This is a genomic window from Bacillus basilensis (genome assembly GCF_050630465.1).
Taxonomy (GTDB): domain Bacteria; phylum Bacillota; class Bacilli; order Bacillales; family Bacillaceae_G; genus Bacillus_A; species Bacillus_A basilensis.
Genome location: NZ_JBNTQO010000002.1, coordinates 527,282 through 545,169, shown reverse-complemented (window position 1 = coordinate 545,169; position 17,888 = coordinate 527,282). Strand labels below are relative to the sequence as shown.

At 36.4% G+C, this 17,888-nt stretch carries 16 protein-coding genes; all 16 read right to left on the bottom strand.

Annotated features, from left to right (window positions below; all coding sequences use genetic code 11):
* Window positions 1–3: 3 nt before the first annotated feature.
* On the bottom strand, window positions 4–1,533 hold the full coding sequence (gene miaB, locus ACQVV1_RS06250; RefSeq protein WP_242252000.1) for a tRNA (N6-isopentenyl adenosine(37)-C2)-methylthiotransferase MiaB: 1,530 nt from the start codon (window positions 1,531–1,533) through the stop codon (window positions 4–6).
* Between the two features lie 428 nt (window positions 1,534–1,961).
* Window positions 1,962–2,828, bottom strand: coding sequence for a 2-oxoacid:ferredoxin oxidoreductase subunit beta (locus tag ACQVV1_RS06245; protein ID WP_000190154.1), 867 nt, complete (start codon window positions 2,826–2,828; stop codon window positions 1,962–1,964).
* Window positions 2,815–4,572, bottom strand: coding sequence for a 2-oxoacid:acceptor oxidoreductase subunit alpha (locus ACQVV1_RS06240; protein WP_242252001.1), 1,758 nt, complete (start codon window positions 4,570–4,572; stop codon window positions 2,815–2,817). The genes ACQVV1_RS06245 and ACQVV1_RS06240 overlap by 14 nt, the downstream gene beginning before the upstream one ends.
* A 226-nt stretch (window positions 4,573–4,798) precedes the next feature.
* On the bottom strand, window positions 4,799–5,722 hold the full coding sequence (locus tag ACQVV1_RS06235) for a dipeptidase (RefSeq protein ID WP_149293650.1): 924 nt from the start codon (window positions 5,720–5,722) through the stop codon (window positions 4,799–4,801).
* Window positions 5,723–5,786: 64 nt separating this feature from the next.
* On the bottom strand, window positions 5,787–6,047 hold the full coding sequence (gene spoVS, locus ACQVV1_RS06230) for a stage V sporulation protein SpoVS (RefSeq protein WP_000404341.1): 261 nt from the start codon (window positions 6,045–6,047) through the stop codon (window positions 5,787–5,789).
* A gap of 149 nt (window positions 6,048–6,196) precedes the next feature.
* The gene (locus tag ACQVV1_RS06225; protein WP_003199419.1) at window positions 6,197–6,991 is read right to left on the bottom strand and encodes a TIGR00282 family metallophosphoesterase; all 795 of its coding nucleotides are present in this window, start codon (window positions 6,989–6,991) and stop codon (window positions 6,197–6,199) included.
* 164 nt (window positions 6,992–7,155) lie between these two features.
* Window positions 7,156–8,718: a ribonuclease Y gene (gene rny, locus ACQVV1_RS06220; RefSeq protein WP_063221052.1), complete on the bottom strand. Its 1,563-nt coding sequence runs from the start codon at window positions 8,716–8,718 to the stop codon at window positions 7,156–7,158.
* 482 nt (window positions 8,719–9,200) lie between these two features.
* Complete coding sequence (recA, locus tag ACQVV1_RS06215; RefSeq protein ID WP_001283854.1) at window positions 9,201–10,232, bottom strand: recombinase RecA; 1,032 nt, start codon at window positions 10,230–10,232, stop codon at window positions 9,201–9,203.
* A 143-nt stretch (window positions 10,233–10,375) separates the two neighbouring features.
* Complete coding sequence (gene cinA, locus ACQVV1_RS06210) at window positions 10,376–11,614, bottom strand: competence/damage-inducible protein CinA (RefSeq protein ID WP_242252003.1); 1,239 nt, start codon at window positions 11,612–11,614, stop codon at window positions 10,376–10,378.
* A gap of 20 nt (window positions 11,615–11,634) precedes the next feature.
* Window positions 11,635–12,213 (bottom strand): CDP-diacylglycerol--glycerol-3-phosphate 3-phosphatidyltransferase, encoded by a 579-nt coding sequence (gene pgsA / locus ACQVV1_RS06205; RefSeq protein WP_060631950.1) that lies wholly within the window; start codon window positions 12,211–12,213, stop codon window positions 11,635–11,637.
* A gap of 63 nt (window positions 12,214–12,276) precedes the next feature.
* Entirely contained in the window at window positions 12,277–13,188 is a 912-nt protein-coding gene (locus ACQVV1_RS06200; protein WP_242252004.1) for a helix-turn-helix domain-containing protein, read from the bottom strand.
* A gap of 21 nt (window positions 13,189–13,209) precedes the next feature.
* On the bottom strand, window positions 13,210–13,995 hold the full coding sequence (locus tag ACQVV1_RS06195; RefSeq protein WP_000574107.1) for a DUF3388 domain-containing protein: 786 nt from the start codon (window positions 13,993–13,995) through the stop codon (window positions 13,210–13,212).
* A gap of 139 nt (window positions 13,996–14,134) precedes the next feature.
* Entirely contained in the window at window positions 14,135–14,383 is a 249-nt protein-coding gene (locus ACQVV1_RS06190; RefSeq protein ID WP_029439572.1) for a DUF3243 domain-containing protein, read from the bottom strand.
* Between the two features lie 75 nt (window positions 14,384–14,458).
* A complete protein-coding gene (gene ymfI, locus ACQVV1_RS06185) occupies window positions 14,459–15,172 on the bottom strand; it encodes an elongation factor P 5-aminopentanone reductase (protein ID WP_242252005.1) in 714 nt (237 codons plus the stop codon).
* Between the two features lie 103 nt (window positions 15,173–15,275).
* Window positions 15,276–16,562, bottom strand: coding sequence for an EF-P 5-aminopentanol modification-associated protein YfmH (gene yfmH, locus ACQVV1_RS06180; RefSeq protein ID WP_098554995.1), 1,287 nt, complete (start codon window positions 16,560–16,562; stop codon window positions 15,276–15,278).
* Window positions 16,563–17,837: an EF-P 5-aminopentanol modification-associated protein YfmF gene (gene yfmF, locus ACQVV1_RS06175; RefSeq protein WP_242252006.1), complete on the bottom strand. Its 1,275-nt coding sequence runs from the start codon at window positions 17,835–17,837 to the stop codon at window positions 16,563–16,565.
* Between the last annotated feature and the right edge of the window lie 51 nt (window positions 17,838–17,888).

Genomic DNA, 17,888 nt, shown 5'->3' with positions numbered 1-17,888 from the left:
CTATTATTCCACCTCAATCGGCTCTTCAACTAATTCCCCGTTAAGAGACCAAGTTTTTGCTTCCGTTACTTTTACTTTCACAAGCTGACCAATTAAAGATTTTGAAGCGACGAAGTTTACAAGTTTATTCGTACGAGTATAACCTGCAAGTACTTCTGGATTATTTTTACTTTCCCCATCAACTAACACTTCTACAATTTGACCTTTGTAACGATTATTCTTTTCAATTGCCAACGTATTTACTAGTGTATTTAAGCGTTGAAGACGTTCTTTTTTCACTTCCATCGGTACATTATCTTTCATTTTTGCAGCTGGTGTACCTTCGCGCGGTGAATAAATAAAGGTAAAGGCAGTATCAAATCCTACTTCACGATATAACGACATCGTTTCTTCAAATTGCTCATCTGTTTCATTTGGGAAACCGACGATAATATCAGTTGTGAATACTGCATTTGGAATTGTTTCTTTAATTTTTCTTACAAGTTCTAAATAATGCTCACGTGAATATTTACGCGCCATAATTTTCAACATATCTGTACTTCCAGATTGAACTGGTAAGTGAATATGTTCTACTAAGTTTCCACCTTTTCCAAGCACTTCAATTAAGTGATCATCGAAATCGCGTGGGTGGCTCGTTGTAAAACGAATACGGGCTATATCAACTTTACGGAGTTCGTCCATTAAATCGCCTAGACCATATTCTATATCTTCAAAGTCTTTACCATATGCATTTACGTTTTGTCCAAGTAACGTAATTTCTTTATAACCATTCGCAGCTAAATGACGAATTTCTTGGATAATGTCTTCTGGACGTCTGCTTCGCTCTTTTCCGCGTGTATACGGTACGATACAATATGTACAGAACTTATCACAGCCATACATAATATTTACCCAAGCTTTAATATCACCACGGCGTACTTTCGGAAGGTTTTCAATTACGTCCCCTTCTTTTGACCAAACTTCAACTACCGTTTCCTTCGAGAACATTGCATCTTTTAGAATGTACGGTAATCTATGAATATTATGCGTCCCAAACACCATATCTACATGCTGATTTTTTTGCATAATTTTATTTACAACAGATTCCTCTTGAGACATACAACCACATACACCAATTAAAAGGTCAGGATTTCTTCGTTTTAGTGACTTTAAATGACCTAGTTCACCGAACACTTTATTTTCAGCATTTTCACGAATGGCACAAGTATTTAATAATACTACATCTGCATCTTCAGTTGAAAAGGTTGGCTCATATCCAAGTGCAGTGAAAATACCAGCCATTACTTCAGTATCATGCTCATTCATTTGACAACCATATGTACGAATATAGAACTTTCTCCCTGTACCAAAATTGCGAAACTCTTCAGGTAAGCCAAAATCCCGTTCAATTTTAACTTCTTCTTTCCCTCGCTTTTTCGCATCTTTTAAGGATGGTGGTTGGTATACATTTTCAAAGTATTTGCTATAATCTTTCTCTTCTTTTTTCGTAGAGGAATTTGCTTGTTGACTTACTAATCGTTGTTGCTCGTTCATCGGTAATCTCCTTTCACCCTTAACTATACACACTCTATAGTCCATTTTAATGCGCCTAGACCCACCTCAAAAATGGTTAGATAGCTTGAGAGATAACTTGTCCTTTGAAACTCGAGTAATCAATCTAATCATCCGTAAGAATGAAGTCTTCCCCACACAAATAGACATTCCCTTTTTGTATTTCTTTTGTCCTACCCAAAAGCATATTGCTTTATCCCTATAAACATTACCATAGTATGAAGCGTTTCGCCAATTTTTACAAAGAAGAAGGCTTATCCTATTATTACATTTCCTAGTTAATGAACATGCAATTTTCATACAACGATTTATATATTATTTTACCATTCTGAATTTTCTAAGTAAATATAACTACCTTATATTTTTCCTCATTAAAAAAGGTTGCCAAATGGCAACCTGCTCTTCTTACATTACATAAATTCAGCAACAAGCTCATCAAACATTTTCTGATCCATATTTAAATCAGATTGCACTAAAGGCTTCTCGCTATAGCCTTTTACAAGTTCTTGGTATGAAGGTTGTGCTGTATTTTGATAAATTAAACCTGTTACTAATCCGTTATTTTCCATTAACGTTTGCATAGCCATCATGCGATTAGACGGATCATATCCCTCTACTGTACTTAGTTTTGTTAAATTTTCTTTAAACCAATCGTAAGTATTTACTTTATTGTAAGTAACACATGGGCTGAACACGTTAATTAATGAAAATCCTTTATGATTAATACCAGCTTCAATAATTTGTGTTAATTCTTTTAAATCACTTGAAAAGCTTTGCGCCACAAATGTTGCACCAGCTGTTAAAGCCATTTCCATAACATTTAGTGACGGTTCAATTGAACCTTGTGGTGTACTTTTCGTTTTAAATCCAGCTTCACTACGTGGTGAAGTTTGCCCTTTTGTTAATCCGTAAATTTGGTTATCCATTACGATGTACGTAATGTCGATGTTACGACGAATAGAGTGGATTGTATGTCCCATACCAATCGCAAATCCATCACCGTCACCACCTGATGCAATAACTGTTAAATCACGGTTTGCCATTTTCACACCTTGTGCAATTGGAAGGGCACGACCATGAATACTATGCACACCATATGAATTAATATAACCTGAAATACGACCTGAACAGCCGATACCAGAAATAACAGCTAGTTCATCTGGATTTAAACCAACGTTAGCTGCCGCACGTTGAATTGCAGCTTGCACTGAGAAGTCTCCGCAACCTGGGCACCAGTTTGGTTTTACACTGTTACGAAAGTCCTTAAATGTTGCCATTTAATACAACCCCTTTTTTGCATTCGTTGTAAATCTCTTTTGGCAAGAATGGGTTCCCATCATATTTTAAAAGACTAGAAATTTTCTCACCGTTACCAAGATTCATTTTCATAATGTTAGCAAGCTGACCTGTTGCATTGTTTTCTACCACTACAACACGCTTCGCATTTTTCACAAGTGGATCGATTTCAGCTGTTGGGAACGGGTGAATTAAACGCACATGAGCATGGTTTACTTTCATGCCCTCTTGTTCTAAGCGCTCCATTGCTTCTTCGATTGCACCACGAGTTGAGTTAAATCCAACAAGTAATACGTCTGCTTCTTCATGCTTAACATTTTTATAGACAGGGGTATTGAACTTCAAGTTCTCCATTTTACGGAAACGTTTGTCCATTTGATCTTTACGGTTTATTGCTGATTCAGATGGTTTACCAGTTTCATCATGTTCTACACCTGTAACATGGTGAACACCATTTTTCATACCAGGTAAAACACGTGGTGAAACGCCATCTGCTGTTACTTCATAACGCTTGAAGTATGCTTTATTTTCACGTTCTGGCAATTCCGCTTCTAAATCAAGCTTACCACGACGAATTTCCACTTTATCTAACTTAAGTGGTTCTACCGTTTGTTTCCCTAAAGAAAGCTGTAAATCTGTTAAGAAAATAACAGGAACTTGATATTCTTCAGCTAGGTTAAATGCTTCTACAATATCATAGAAAGCTTCTTCAACTGTACTTGGCGCCATTACGATTTTTGGAATCTCACCGTGCGTACCGTAAATCATAGCCATTAAATCAGACTGCTCTTGTTTCGTTGGTAATCCTGTACTTGGACCACCACGTTGTGTATCAACAATCACTAATGGCGTTTCTGTAATACCCGCTAAACCAATCGCTTCCATCATTAAAGATAGACCTGGACCAGCAGATGCAGTTAATGTACGAACACCAGCATAGTTTGCACCGATTGCCATTGTACAAGCTGCGATTTCATCCTCAGTTTGGATTACTGTCCCGCCAACCTTTGGCAATTTTTTAATTAAGTATTCCATAATTTCAGATGCAGGTGTAATTGGATATGCAGACATAAAGCGAGCACCACCAGCTACCGCACCAAATGCGATTGCATCGTTTCCAATCATAAACATGCGTTTCTTACCATCAGCTTTTTCAAGCTGCATCATGTTTACTTTCTCACCTAGTAACTCTTTCATATATTGAGAGCCGCGCTTAATTGCGTCCATATTCTTTTGAACAACTTGCTCTCCTTTACGACCAAAGATCTCTTCAACAACATCTAAATAAGCTGTCTCATCTAATCCTAATACCGCACTTGATGCCCCAACAGCAACCATGTTTTTCATTAATGATGTGCCTAATTCTGAAGCAATATCTGTAAACGGTATCACATATAGATTTACATCTGTATTGTCAGGTATTGTCGGATTAAATTTCGCATCTGCAACTACAATCCCGCCCGGACGTAGTTCGTGGAAGTTAAAATCAATTGTTTCTTGATCAAAAGCAATTAAAATATCTAAGTCATCTGAGATCGCGCGTACTTCTGTTGTACTTACACGAATTTTATTATTTGTATGGCCGCCTTTAATACGTGATGAGAAGTGGCGGTAACCGTATAGGTAATATCCTAATCGGTTTAATGCAATACAGAAGATTTCTCCTGTACTTTCAATTCCTTCACCTTGTTGGCCTCCAACTTTCCATGAAAGTTGACTAATCATCTCCTACACCCCTTTTGGCTGCATTCATTGTAGTGTATTTTTTTACAGTAATAGTTTAGCATTTTTTATACAAATAAACTACAACGGACGCAAATTATGCCTCTTCTGATTTCCCTGAATCTTTAGTATAAAGCTATTTTGTTTTTCATTCTAGTATTAGGTCTTAAAAAAAGCAATAATATCAAATGAATTAATTCTAATTTTTCTGGATTTTTAAAACAAAATCTCAAAAACTTATATGTTCAACAAAATTATCATATAAAAATCGCTCTACAGTAGATGCAGCATAGTGTTTACAAAGCTCATTCATTACATTTTCATAATCTCGATACGCTGATACATTTACAACCGTTTCTAAAATCCCATCAAAATCTGAACCAAATCCTATATTGTTCTCTCCACCTAATGAACAAATATATTCGATATGTCTTACTATATCTGCTATATTCGCTTGTTTTTCATTTGTTAAAAACTGCGGTACAAAAGTGACACCTATCATGCCATTTCGCTTTATAAGAGCTTTAAGTTGTTCATCGTTTAAATTACGTGGATGCTGACAAAGTTTCATACAGTTTGAGTGGGAAGCAATAGGATTTTTTGCACTTTCTACAACATCCCAAAAACTTCTTTCATTCAGATGAGACACATCAGTCCATGCATGTAACGTATTAAGTTCTTGTACAACTTCTTTACCGAAAGTCGTTAAACCTGCCCCACGTGTCTCTAGCGCACCATCAGCTAATAGATTGGCATAATTCCATGTTAGTCCAAAAGAACGTACTCCTAGGCGATACAACAACCGTAATTTCATTGCATCTCTTCCAATTGCTTCGCATCCTTCTAGTGTTAATATCGCTCCAATCTCGTCCTGTTTTAACATGTTAATATCATCTTTTGTCTGAATAAACTTCACACCTGGTAGGGATAAAATTTCATTATAAAAAATATCTACCATTTGTAATGCTACTTCAAATCGGTTTTCATATGCCACTGTTTCTGGCACATATATAGCAAAACATTGTATACTTCCTTTTCTTCTCTTTAATTGTTCAAATGTAATATGTAATTGCGGATCATGTTTAAAATTCTTTTTCCCTTGTGCACTCCATAACTGAAGAAGCACATCACAATGAGCATCAAAAATTTTCATTTTCATTTTCATTCCTCCATTATAAAAACAACCTGTTTGCATACTGCAAACAGGTTGTTTAAGCTTAACGAGGTTCTACAATTAATTTTATTGCTGTACGTTCTTCCCCATCAATCATAATATCCGTAAACGCTGGGATACAAATCAGGTCCAAACCACTAGGCGCTACAAATCCTCTTGCAATTGCTACTGCCTTTACCGCTTGGTTCAATGCACCTGCACCAATAGCTTGAATTTCTGCTGTTCCGCGTTCGCGAATAACACCTGCAAGTGCACCAGCTACAGAATTAGGGACCGACGTTGCTTTAACTTTTAATATTTCCATTCCGCGTTTCCTCCTCGTTTCTATAAAAAGTATTAGCAATTATTTCACTTTAACTTATATTCACGAGGAATGACGCGTATTCCTGCTAAATTTCTGTAATTTTTCTAAAAAATTAAAAAATAATAACTTATCTAAATTTTAGCCAAGAATTACTCAAAAAATGGTTGATCATCATTAATTAAGATACGCTCAATTTTCTTAGCTTTTCCTGTATTAGGATCCACATCAATTAGCACTGCACTTAATTGCGTTCTACCATTTGTTACTTCAAATCGTACTGGTAAGTTTGTTAAAAACTTCTTCAATACCGCTTCGCGGTCCATACCTAAAATTCCATCGTACGGTCCTGTCATACCAACATCTGTGATATATGCCGTTCCGCTTGGTAAAATACGATTATCTGCTGTAGGAACATGCGTATGTGTACCTACTACCGCTGTAGCACGACCATCTACATACCAACCTAACGCTTGTTTTTCACTTGTAGTTTCTGCATGAAAATCAATAAAGATAATATTCGTACGTTTTTTTGCAATATTAATTAATTCATCCACTTTACGGAATGGACAATCAATTGGAGGAAGGAAAGTACGTCCTTGTAAATTAATAACTGCAACTTCTGTTCCATTACAGTTTACAAAGATAAGCCCTTTTCCTGGAGTTCCTTCTGGAAAGTTAGCTGGTCTTGCAAGATATTTTGCATCATCAATAAATTCAAATACTTCACGGTTATCCCAAGCATGGTTTCCAAGTGTAACCGCTTGTGCCCCGCATTCTAAAAAGTTTCGATATATTTTTTCTGTAATTCCACGTCCACCTGCTGCATTTTCTCCATTAATAATGGTTACTGTAGGTGTATATTTCTTCTTTAATGCCGGTACGTATTGTTGAATCATACCTCTACCAGGAGATCCTACTACATCCCCAACAAATAATATTCTCATATGTCTTACCCTTCCTATGTACTACATTTTTTATTACTATAGCTTCAAGTGATTTCCTTACAATATATTTATTATAAGTTTGTTTCATTTGTATGCTATATATAACTAATTTCCTTTATTTTAACCAATTCCAACACAAAAAAATAAAGTGGTGTTTCACCACTTTATTTTGCGTATTCCACTGCACGTGTTTCACGAATAACAGTTACTTTAATATGTCCTGGGTAATCCAGTTCATTTTCAATACGTTTTCGAATATCACGAGCTAAACGATGAGCTTCTAAATCATCAATTGTATCTGGTTTTACCAGAATACGAACTTCTCGTCCTGCTTGAATTGCGAAAGATTTTTCTACGCCTTCATAAGACTCTGAAATCTCTTCTAGCTTTTCAAGACGACGAATATAGTTCTCAAGTGTTTCACTACGAGCTCCAGGTCTTGCAGCTGATAATGCATCTGCTGCTGCAACTAAAACTGCAATGATAGAAGTTGGTTCTGTGTCCCCATGGTGAGATGCAATACTATTTATAACTACAGGATGCTCTTTATATTTCGTTGCGAGTTCAACACCAATTTCAACGTGGCTACCTTCTACTTCATGGTCAATCGCTTTACCGATATCATGTAATAGACCAGCACGTCTTGCTAGTTTTTCATCCTCACCAAGCTCTGCTGCCATAAGTCCAGTTAAATATGCAACTTCCATAGAATGTTTTAAGACGTTTTGTCCGTAACTTGTACGGTATTTTAAACGACCTAAAATCTTAATTAAATCTGGATGTAATCCGTGAACACCCACTTCAAACGTTGTTTGCTCTCCGACTTCACGAATATACTCGTCCACTTCACGTCTTGATTTTTCGACCATCTCTTCAATACGCGCTGGGTGAATACGTCCGTCCTGTACTAGTTTATCAAGAGCGATACGAGCTGTTTCACGACGAATTGGGTCGAATCCAGAAAGGATAACCGCTTCTGGTGTATCATCGATAATTAGGTCAATACCTGTTAACGTTTCTAACGTACGAATATTTCGACCTTCACGTCCGATAATACGTCCCTTCATTTCGTCATTTGGAAGATTTACAACCGAAACGGTTGTTTCAGCAACATGATCAGCTGCACATCTTTGCATTGCAAGAGATAAAATCTCTTTTGCTTTCTTATCCGCTTCTTCTTTCGCACGAACTTCACTTTCTTTTACCATTACGGCAATTTCATGAGAAACTTCACTTTCTACTTTACCAAGAATAATTGCTTTCGCTTGTTCGCGTGTCAGATTGGAAATGCGCTCTAATTCTGTTTGTTGCTTTTGAACTAACTCTCCCACTTTGCTTTCCAACTCTTCAATCTGTTGTTGTCTCGCTACAAGAGAATCCTCTTTCTTTTCTAACTGTTGCTCGCGTTTATCGAGCGTTTCGTCTTTACGATCAAGGTTCTCTTCTTTTTGCATTAAACGATTTTCTTGTTTTTGTAATTCGCTTCTACGGTCACGAATTTCTAATTCAGCTTCTGTACGAAGTGTATGAATTTCATCCTTTGCTTCTAAAAGCGCTTCTTTCTTAAGTGCTTCAGCCTCACGATTCGCTTCGTCTAGAATACGTTTCGCTTCATTAGATGCACCATTAATCTTCGCTTCAGCAATAGACTTTCGAACAAAAAAGCCAACAACTGCACCGACTGTTGCAAGCAAAATGGAGATGAGTATCCAAACTGTACTACTCATGATTTCACCTCCCCTTGCTATGAATGAAAAAAGACTGTCGGCATGTACATTGAATACCAACATACAGCAAAGACCGTCGTCCCGCTTTTTTAAGGGACTTTCTTCATTTCACAATTAAAATGTCATATTATTATTTCGGCAAGATTTAAGTCTTACTCCGAATATTACTTCTCTTCTTGAGAAGAGTATTTCGTATATAAGAAAAAATATACATTCTCATTGTATCTATCGCAATTTTCATTGTCAAGCGTTGTCTACTTTTACTTTCTTTACCTTCAGCCCTGAATGTTGTCTGAATTTGAAAAATAGATAGCATATTATCCTGGAAAACCTTAGTAAATACCATTTCATTTACTTAAAACATATAAATATTCCTCTTTACACATCCCATTTGAGTCAAAAAAATATTTTTATCACTGCGATATATTCCACTTTAATAGAAGATAAAAAAATAAAAGACACGGTCCCGTGTCTTTTATTTTTTAATCTTGAAGAGTTGAATCTTCCGTGTCTTCCACACCAGAATCTTCACCAATTCCGTGATGATCACGAACAAAGAAGGCAATTTCCTCTCTTAAATCCGTATTCTCTTTTAAGAATTGCTTCGAATTCTCACGACCTTGTCCTAAACGCTCTTCATTATAAGAATACCAAGCACCACTCTTTTGAACGATATCAAGTTCAGAAGCCATATCTAAGATTTCACCTTCTCTTGAAATACCTTCTCCGTACATAATATCAACTTCAGCAACACGGAATGGTGGTGCTACTTTATTCTTAACTACTTTTACTTTCGTTTTATTACCAACGATGTCGTTACCTTGCTTTAATTGCTCCGCACGACGTACTTCAAGACGAACTGTTGAATAGAATTTCAACGCACGACCACCTGGAGTTGTTTCTGGGTTCCCGAACATAACCCCAACTTTTTCACGAATTTGGTTAATAAAGATTGCGATTGTTTTTGATTTATTGATTGCACCTGAAAGTTTACGAAGTGCCTGTGACATTAAACGAGCTTGTAAACCTACGTGAGAGTCACCCATGTCCCCTTCAATCTCAGCTTTCGGTACAAGAGCTGCTACAGAGTCAATTACAATAATGTCAACCGCGCCACTTCGTACAAGTGCTTCTGCGATTTCTAGTCCTTGCTCCCCTGTATCAGGTTGTGATAATAGTAATTCATCTATGTTAACGCCTAATTTTTGTGCATATACAGGATCCATCGCATGCTCCGCATCAATAAACGCTGCTTGTCCACCTTGACGCTGTACTTCAGCGATTGCGTGTAATGAAACTGTTGTTTTACCCGAACTTTCAGGTCCGTAAATTTCAATAATACGGCCACGCGGGTATCCGCCTACCCCTAGTGCCACATCAAGTGCTAAAGAACCACTTGAAATTGTAGAAATTCTACGCTCCGCTTGTTCTCCTAATTTCATAATTGAACCTTTACCGAATTGCTTCTCTATTTGTTTTAACGCCATATCTAATGCCGCTTGACGATCACTCATTCAAAATTCCTCCTTAACTGAATTGCTAATCTTATTATACCTATTTTCAATTCAATTTGCCAACAAAAATCGAACATTTATTCGATTTTTTTATTTTCCATTTAATAAAACTCCATTTTTGCATTAAAAAAGCTAGAAGAGACTCACATCTCTTCTAGCTTTTTATACAAATGATAAAATCCATATTTCGCCGAACGTTCCCTAATTTGTTGACGACTTCCACTTAAATGGAGAGGAAAGACTATAGTTGGTTCATCCTTAATCGCCAATCCAATGAATACCGTTCCCGGCTCTTTCTGTTCTGAAGCATCCGGTCCTGCTACCCCAGTGAAACTAATTCCGATATCCGCTTTTAATATACCTTTAACATTTTCAGCGAGATAACAAGCACATTCTTTACTAACTGCACCATCAGTAGACAACACTCCCCCAGGTACATGTAGAACATGTTGCTTCACATCATTATGATAACAAATGACACCGCCTTTAAATACTGAAGACACACCAGCACTTTCTGTCACTTGATTGCCGAAGAGACCACCTGTTAAACTTTCTGCACACGCTAAAGTTAATCCTTTTTTCTTCAATAACTCTATCGCTTTATAGTGCAGAAACTCTTGGTCATATCCGTAGAAAAATTCTCCTACTCTTTCTAAAATCAAATCTTCCATATGCTGGATGAGTTTCGCTGCTTCATCAGCATTTTGATGTTTGGCAGTTAAACGTAGTGTCACTTCTCCATCATTCGCAAGGGGGGCGATTGTCGGGTTCGTTTGTCTATCAATTAAATCTTGAACTTTCACTTCTAATTGAGATTCCCCAATTCCGAAAAAACGAAGCACACGAGAATAAATGTTTTCTCCTGTTGTAAAGTTACGTAAAAAAGGCTCTACATAACTTACATACATCGGCTTCATCTCTTTTGGTGGTCCTGGTAATAAAATATAAACTTTTCCGTTCTTATTTAACCCCATACCAGGTGCCATACCGTGATCATTCGCAAATACAGTTGCTCCATCTAAAACGAGCGCCTGCTTTTTATTATTCTCCGTGAATTCGCGGCCTGTACGCTTAAAGTAATCGCTTATTGAGGCTAATGCTTTTTCATCATACACAAGCTCTCCACCCAAACAAGAAGATATCGTTTCTTTCGTCAGATCATCTTTTGTCGGACCTAATCCACCTGTGAAAATAAGCATGTCAGCACGTTCTTCCGCAACTTCAATCGCCTGCTGTAATCGTTTGTTATTATCTCCAACTACAGTATGGTAGTACACATTAATTCCAATTGAAGCTAACTTCTCAGATAAAAACTGGGCATTTGTATTTGCAATTTGTCCAAGTAATAATTCAGTTCCAACCGCAATAATTTCAGCATTCATCCCAATTCCCCCATAAACTTCTATTTTGAGTTTACAAAAGCTTCTCTATTTTTCCAGAAATAATCCCATCCTGAAATAACAGTAAAAATTAATGCAATCCATATAAAGATATCAGCTACCGGAATATGGATTAAATTTAAAGGTACATCGTGTAATAAGTATGCTGCGATCGCAATAATTTGTGTCCATGTCTTAATTTTCCCTAGCTGATTTGCCGCAACTACTTCTCCTGTCCCAGCAAGTACAAGGCGTAAACCAGTTACCGCAAACTCACGGCTTATAATTACAATAACAATCCAAGCAGGTACGTATTGCATCTCAACTAATGTAATAAGTGCTGCTGAAACAAGTAATTTATCAGCTAACGGGTCAAGAAACTTCCCTAAATTCGTTACAAGATTATACTTTCTTGCGTAATGTCCATCAATCCAATCTGTAGCCGAAGCAATAATAAAGATAAGTGCTCCTACTAAATGTTGAATTGGTAAATCAACATCACCAATTGTGTATGAACCCCAATCAAAGGGTGCTAACATAATTACCATAAAAATTGGAATTAAGCAGATTCTAGATATTGTAATTTTATTTGGTAAATTCACAGCTATTCCTCCATCATATCAAAAACATTTGTTCATTGAAAAAAGTCATCGAAGCGATGACTGTTATTGTGCTGGTTGCTCTATCCCTTGGTTTTTTATCACCAATCTTTGGTGAAGTTCTTTTTCTGTATCCAATGGGTAAGCGACCACTTGGCCATTCAGTTTAACTTCAACATTCGTTGCATTTCCAATATTAAGTCGCACTTCTTTTATTGTTGATACATCATGTTTTTCTACTTGACCCTCTTGTACTGTAGTGTTTAGAATTACATTCCCAGCATCATCTTTAACATCTACATAACTCGCACCTTTACTCGATATTTCCAGTTCTAATGTTTTATTATTATGAATTTCCAAAGTAGATACTATACCAGTTGTTCCAACTACTTTCACCTCTTGTTGTCCAGTTGGTTGTGCGGGTTGTTCTTCTTTCTTTGGCTCTTCTTTCTTTGGTTCCTCTTTTTTCGGTTCTTCCGCTTTCACTTCTTCTTTCTTCGTGTCTAACGGAGAGTTTTCCGCTTTTTTAACTTCAATTTTTTCACTTTGAGCATTCGGAACTTTCTCATCATCTTTTCCAGTTAACGCTTGAAACACAAACCAAATTACCACTCCAACTGCGATTACTAACAGCGCAACTAAGATTTTCGGCATATGATCTGCAATTGGCCAAGATGAAGATTTTTGCATTGTTTCTTGTGTTTTTTGTCCAGTTGATACTTGTGGAACGTCGCGTTTTTCAGATTGTGGTATCGTACTCTGATACTCTACAAGCAGTTCCTCTCCACTTAATCCAACCGCATCTGCGTATTGTTTAATGAATGCACGCGCATAAAAAGCTCCTGGCAATACATCATAATTGCCTTCCTCAATCGCTACTAAATGGCGCTTTTGAATTTTTGTAATCTCATGCAGCTGATCAATAGACAAGCCTTTCGTTCCTCTTGCTTCTTTCAGCTTTTGTCCTAATTCTGTCACTACTAACACCTCAATATTTCTTTAAAAGTCAAACATAGAGAAATTATTTTGCGTACCTTGCTCAATTTCATCTACTAAATTATATTGAATTTCTTCATCATAATCGTTACGCAACTCGATAATATAATCAAAATCATCCAACGTGTATTCTGATTGACTCACAAATACGTCAGGATGTTCCACAACTTTTGTTGCAGGCAATCTCATAATTTCACGAACAAGCTGCCAATGCCTTTCGTTAGCACGCTTTGTTGACACGATTCCATCTAAGATAAAAATATTGTCGTCGCTATACTCATCTTCAATCAATTGACTACGAACAGTTTGCTTAATAAGAGTAGATGATACAAATAACCATCTTTTATTTGCACAAACACTTGCGGCAACAATGGATTCTGTTTTTCCGACACGAGGCATTCCTCGTATCCCGATTAGTTTATGACCTTCTTTTTTCATTATTTCAGCCATAAAGTCTACAAGTAATCCTAATTCATCACGCACAAAACGAAATGTCTTCTTATCATCTGCATCCCGTTGTATGTACCTACCATGTCTAACCGCTAGCTTATCTCTTAGCTTTGGCGGACGATATTTCGTTACCGTTATGTTATCCATCGTATTTAAAATTGATTCAAGTCTAGAGATTTGCTCTTGATTATCACACATAAGGAGTAATCCACGTCGTGCATTATCTACACCATTAATTGTGACAATATTAATGCCGAGCATACCGATTAACGAAGAAACGTCACCAAGCAAGCCAGGTCGGTTTTTATGTATTTCATATTCAAAATACCATTCAATCATCCAAGATCACTCCCCTTGCTTACTTTACACCTACGTACTATATTATATGATTTCACCTTAATAGGGAAGCTAAATGTATAATCTATCCCGCGTTATTGTTATACAAAAAAAATAGAGAGGAGAATCTCCTCTCTATTTTTTACTTATGTTGTACAAACTTTACCATTAAGTTTGCGATTGTATGTTGCTCTTGTTCATCAGCAACTTTCCAAAGCTCAGACAATAATTTCTCTTGATCGTTGCGCGCTTCTACTTCATTTGCTAAATAATCACCAACACGAAATGCCATATCTGATACAGCACCACTGTTAAGCCCTTTTCCTTCTGCTTGTTCTAAACGTTCTCCTAAAAAGCTCTTCCATTGATCAAAATTATCTAAAACTGACATGTGTAAGCACCTCACTACTTAGTAATAGAATCATGCTTAATTTGTACAGTTTTTCATTTTTTATGTAAGAAATTTTTAACAATGCCAACCGCCATTTACTCCGATAATTTGTCCAGTTATGTAAGATGCACCTGGCGATACGAGAAATGACACTGTTTTTGCTACTTCTTCTGGTAATCCCAACCTACCTAACGGAATCTCTTCAGCAATTTCATTCTTATCCTCTTCTGAAAATACACTTAACATTTCTGTTTCAATTGCACCTGGCGCCACCGCGTTAACTCTTAATCCACTTAATGAAACTTCTTTTGCTAAAGCTTTCACATATGAATTTTGCGCACCTTTTACCATCGAGTAAAGCACTTCACATGATGCACCAATTTGTCCCCATATAGACGAAACAATTACAATATTACCACTTCTCCGCTGAATCATAGATGGCAGTGCCTTTGATAATAGTTTATAGATGCTCTTCACTTGAAGTTCTACCATATAATTCAATTCATCGTTCGTTACATCTGTTACGAGTCCAAAGATACTCTTCCCAGCTGCATATACGATAACATCAAGAGGATGTTCAATTTGTGCCCACAATCGCTCTGCCCCGTCACTAGAAGCTAAATTCGCTTGAACAGGAATCACTTCAGCCCATTCTTTCTGCAACTCATTCACTTTCTCTTCACTGTTATTATAATGAACATATACTGTATATCCATCTTGAATTAATTGTTTTGAAATAGCAGAGCCAATCCCTCCGCTTCCTCCAGTTACTAATGCATACTTTTTCATAAATTCCCTCTCTTATCTCGACAAAATCTTTTTCCTATAAATAAATAATACCCTCATCTTACAATTTATCAATGATAAGATGAGGGTATTATTATGAAACCTTTTATTTTTTCGGTAAAACTTGACAAACGCTCATTTTCTCTTCTGACAACAATAATTTGGCTACTTCTTGTAAATCTTGAACCGTTAGACTTTCTAATACAGTCAATGCCTCAAACAGACTCGATTCATTAAACGCATATCTTGTAAATTGATTCGCAATATATTCAGGTGAATTCAAGGAGCGTAAAAAGCCACCTATTTTCTTTTTCTTGACCCGTTCTAATGCCGCCTCATCTAATTGATCATAATTTGTGTTTAATAATATTCCTTTCAAACGCTCTTCCAGCTCATCAGGTTGCTTCGTATCGCCGCCTACCATTGCAAAACCGAAGTTATTCTCTTCCGTATAATCATACGAGAACGAATCATCAATGAGTCCTTCATTATATAAAGATTCGTAATGAACGGAGCTTTTCCCAAATAAATAATCTAAAAGTAACGTAAGCGCAATTTCTTGTTTTAAAAGGGCTTCCCCTTTTTCTTTTAAGTTTGTCGCTTTAATACCGACTAAACATTTCGGTGTTTGTACAGGCATTGAAATAATTTTCTTCTTTTCATTTACCTCATCTGGTTCTTCTTCAAATGAACGTACAATTTCTGGCTGGTTTTTATAATCTTTTTTCGCTTGATTTTCACGTATCAAATCCATCGTTTTCTCTGGATCAATTGCACCTACAACAAACATCAACATATTACTTGGATGATAAAACGTTTCATAACATTCATATAATAGGTCTTTCGTAATTTTACTAATAGACTCGATTGTCCCTGCAATATCAATTTTAATTGGGTGCTTTACAAACAAGCTATCAATTAATCCAAAGTATAAGCGCCAATCTGGATTATCCTGATACATTTGAATTTCTTGCCCGATAATCCCCTTCTCCTTTTCAACTGTTTTTTCAGAGAAGTAAGGCTCTTGTACGAAGTTTAACAATGTATTTAAATTTTGTTCTACATTTGATGTACACGAAAAAAGATAAGCTGTTCTTGTGAAAGATGTGAAAGCATTTGCCGATGCTCCTTGTTTACTAAACAATTGGAAAGCATCGTGATCTTCTTTTTCAAATAATTTATGCTCAAGAAAATGAGCAATCCCATCAGGCACACGAATCATTTCTTCTTTGCCTAGTGGTACAAATGTATTATCCATAGAACCATATTTTGTCGTAAACGTTGCAAATGTTTTATTAAATCCTTGCTTCGGTAAAATATATACATCTAATCCATTAGGAAGTTTTTCATAATAGAGTGTCTCTTTCAATTGCTCATAAACAATTTTCTCCATTTATTCTCCCTCCGTTCCGTGTAAAAAGTAAATTGTATCTAGTTCAATATTTTTAGCAACTTTCACAATCTCTTCTTTCGTCACACTTTCAATGCCTGTAAGCCATTCTTCAACCGGACGCGTACGGTCTGAAATAATACCATGATACAGCATTTCCACAAATCCGCGTGGTGTATCAATTGCTTCTAATATTTGATTTTGAATGACACTTTTCGTTTGATGCATCTCTTCTTCAGAAAAATCACCATTTTGCATTGCAAGCATTTGCTCTTTAATAATCTCAACCGCTTTTTCATAATTTTTCGCTTCAATCCCTGACATGACAAATAATAAGCCTTTATGACTTTCAAAGCGGGATGCTGCATAGTACGCTAAACTATTTTTTTCACGAACATTAACGAATAACTTCGAATGAGAAAATCCTCCAAACAATCCATTGAACAATTGCAGCGCAAAATAATCTTCGTCTTTATACGTAATAAATGTACGATAACCGATGTGTAATTTACTTTGTTTTAATTCTTGTTTTTCCACAACTTCTTTTTCTTCATTATTTCTCTTATGAAGAAGTACATTTCTTTCTCTCGCAGGACGCGCTGAAATTGAAAAATACTTACTTACAAGATCAACTGCATTTTCTGAAATATCACCAATAATGTATAGATCCATTTCGTCTTCCGCTAACACTTTTTGATAATATTGATACAAACTTTCATTTGTAATAGATGCAACACTCTCTTTTTTCCCATTTGCGCTTAAACGATACGGTTCTACTTTGCACATTTCTTCAATTAAACGCTCGTTTGCATAACGCATTTTATCATCATAAGTCGCTTCAATTCGTTGCAAGAGCGCTCTCTTTTCACTTTCTACAATAGAAGATAAAAAACTGTTCCCCTCTGTTGCTGGATGTAAAACGATATCCGATAACATAGAAAGCGCTTTTTCAAATAACGGTGGTGCATCATGTAAATATACTTCATTTGCAATGTCTACATAAATAGAGATGACATGGTCTTCTCCCTTTTTACTTACATCTACTGCCAAAGAAGATCCGTATAATTCTTCTAAATATTGACGAAGACGAATTACAGAAGGAAGCTTTTCTGTCGCACTTTGCAATACGTATGGCAATAGGGCACGCTCTGTCACCGTCTCCTCATTTAAAGGTGCTTTAAAACGAAATACAAATGTATTTGTTTTATATTTATCAGTTGGAATAATATGTACTCGTAAACCACCTAACTCATGTAACTGTTGTTCCATCAGTTTCATTTATAGCCCTCCTTTACGTATATAGGAATATTCCTCTTCAATATACAGTTT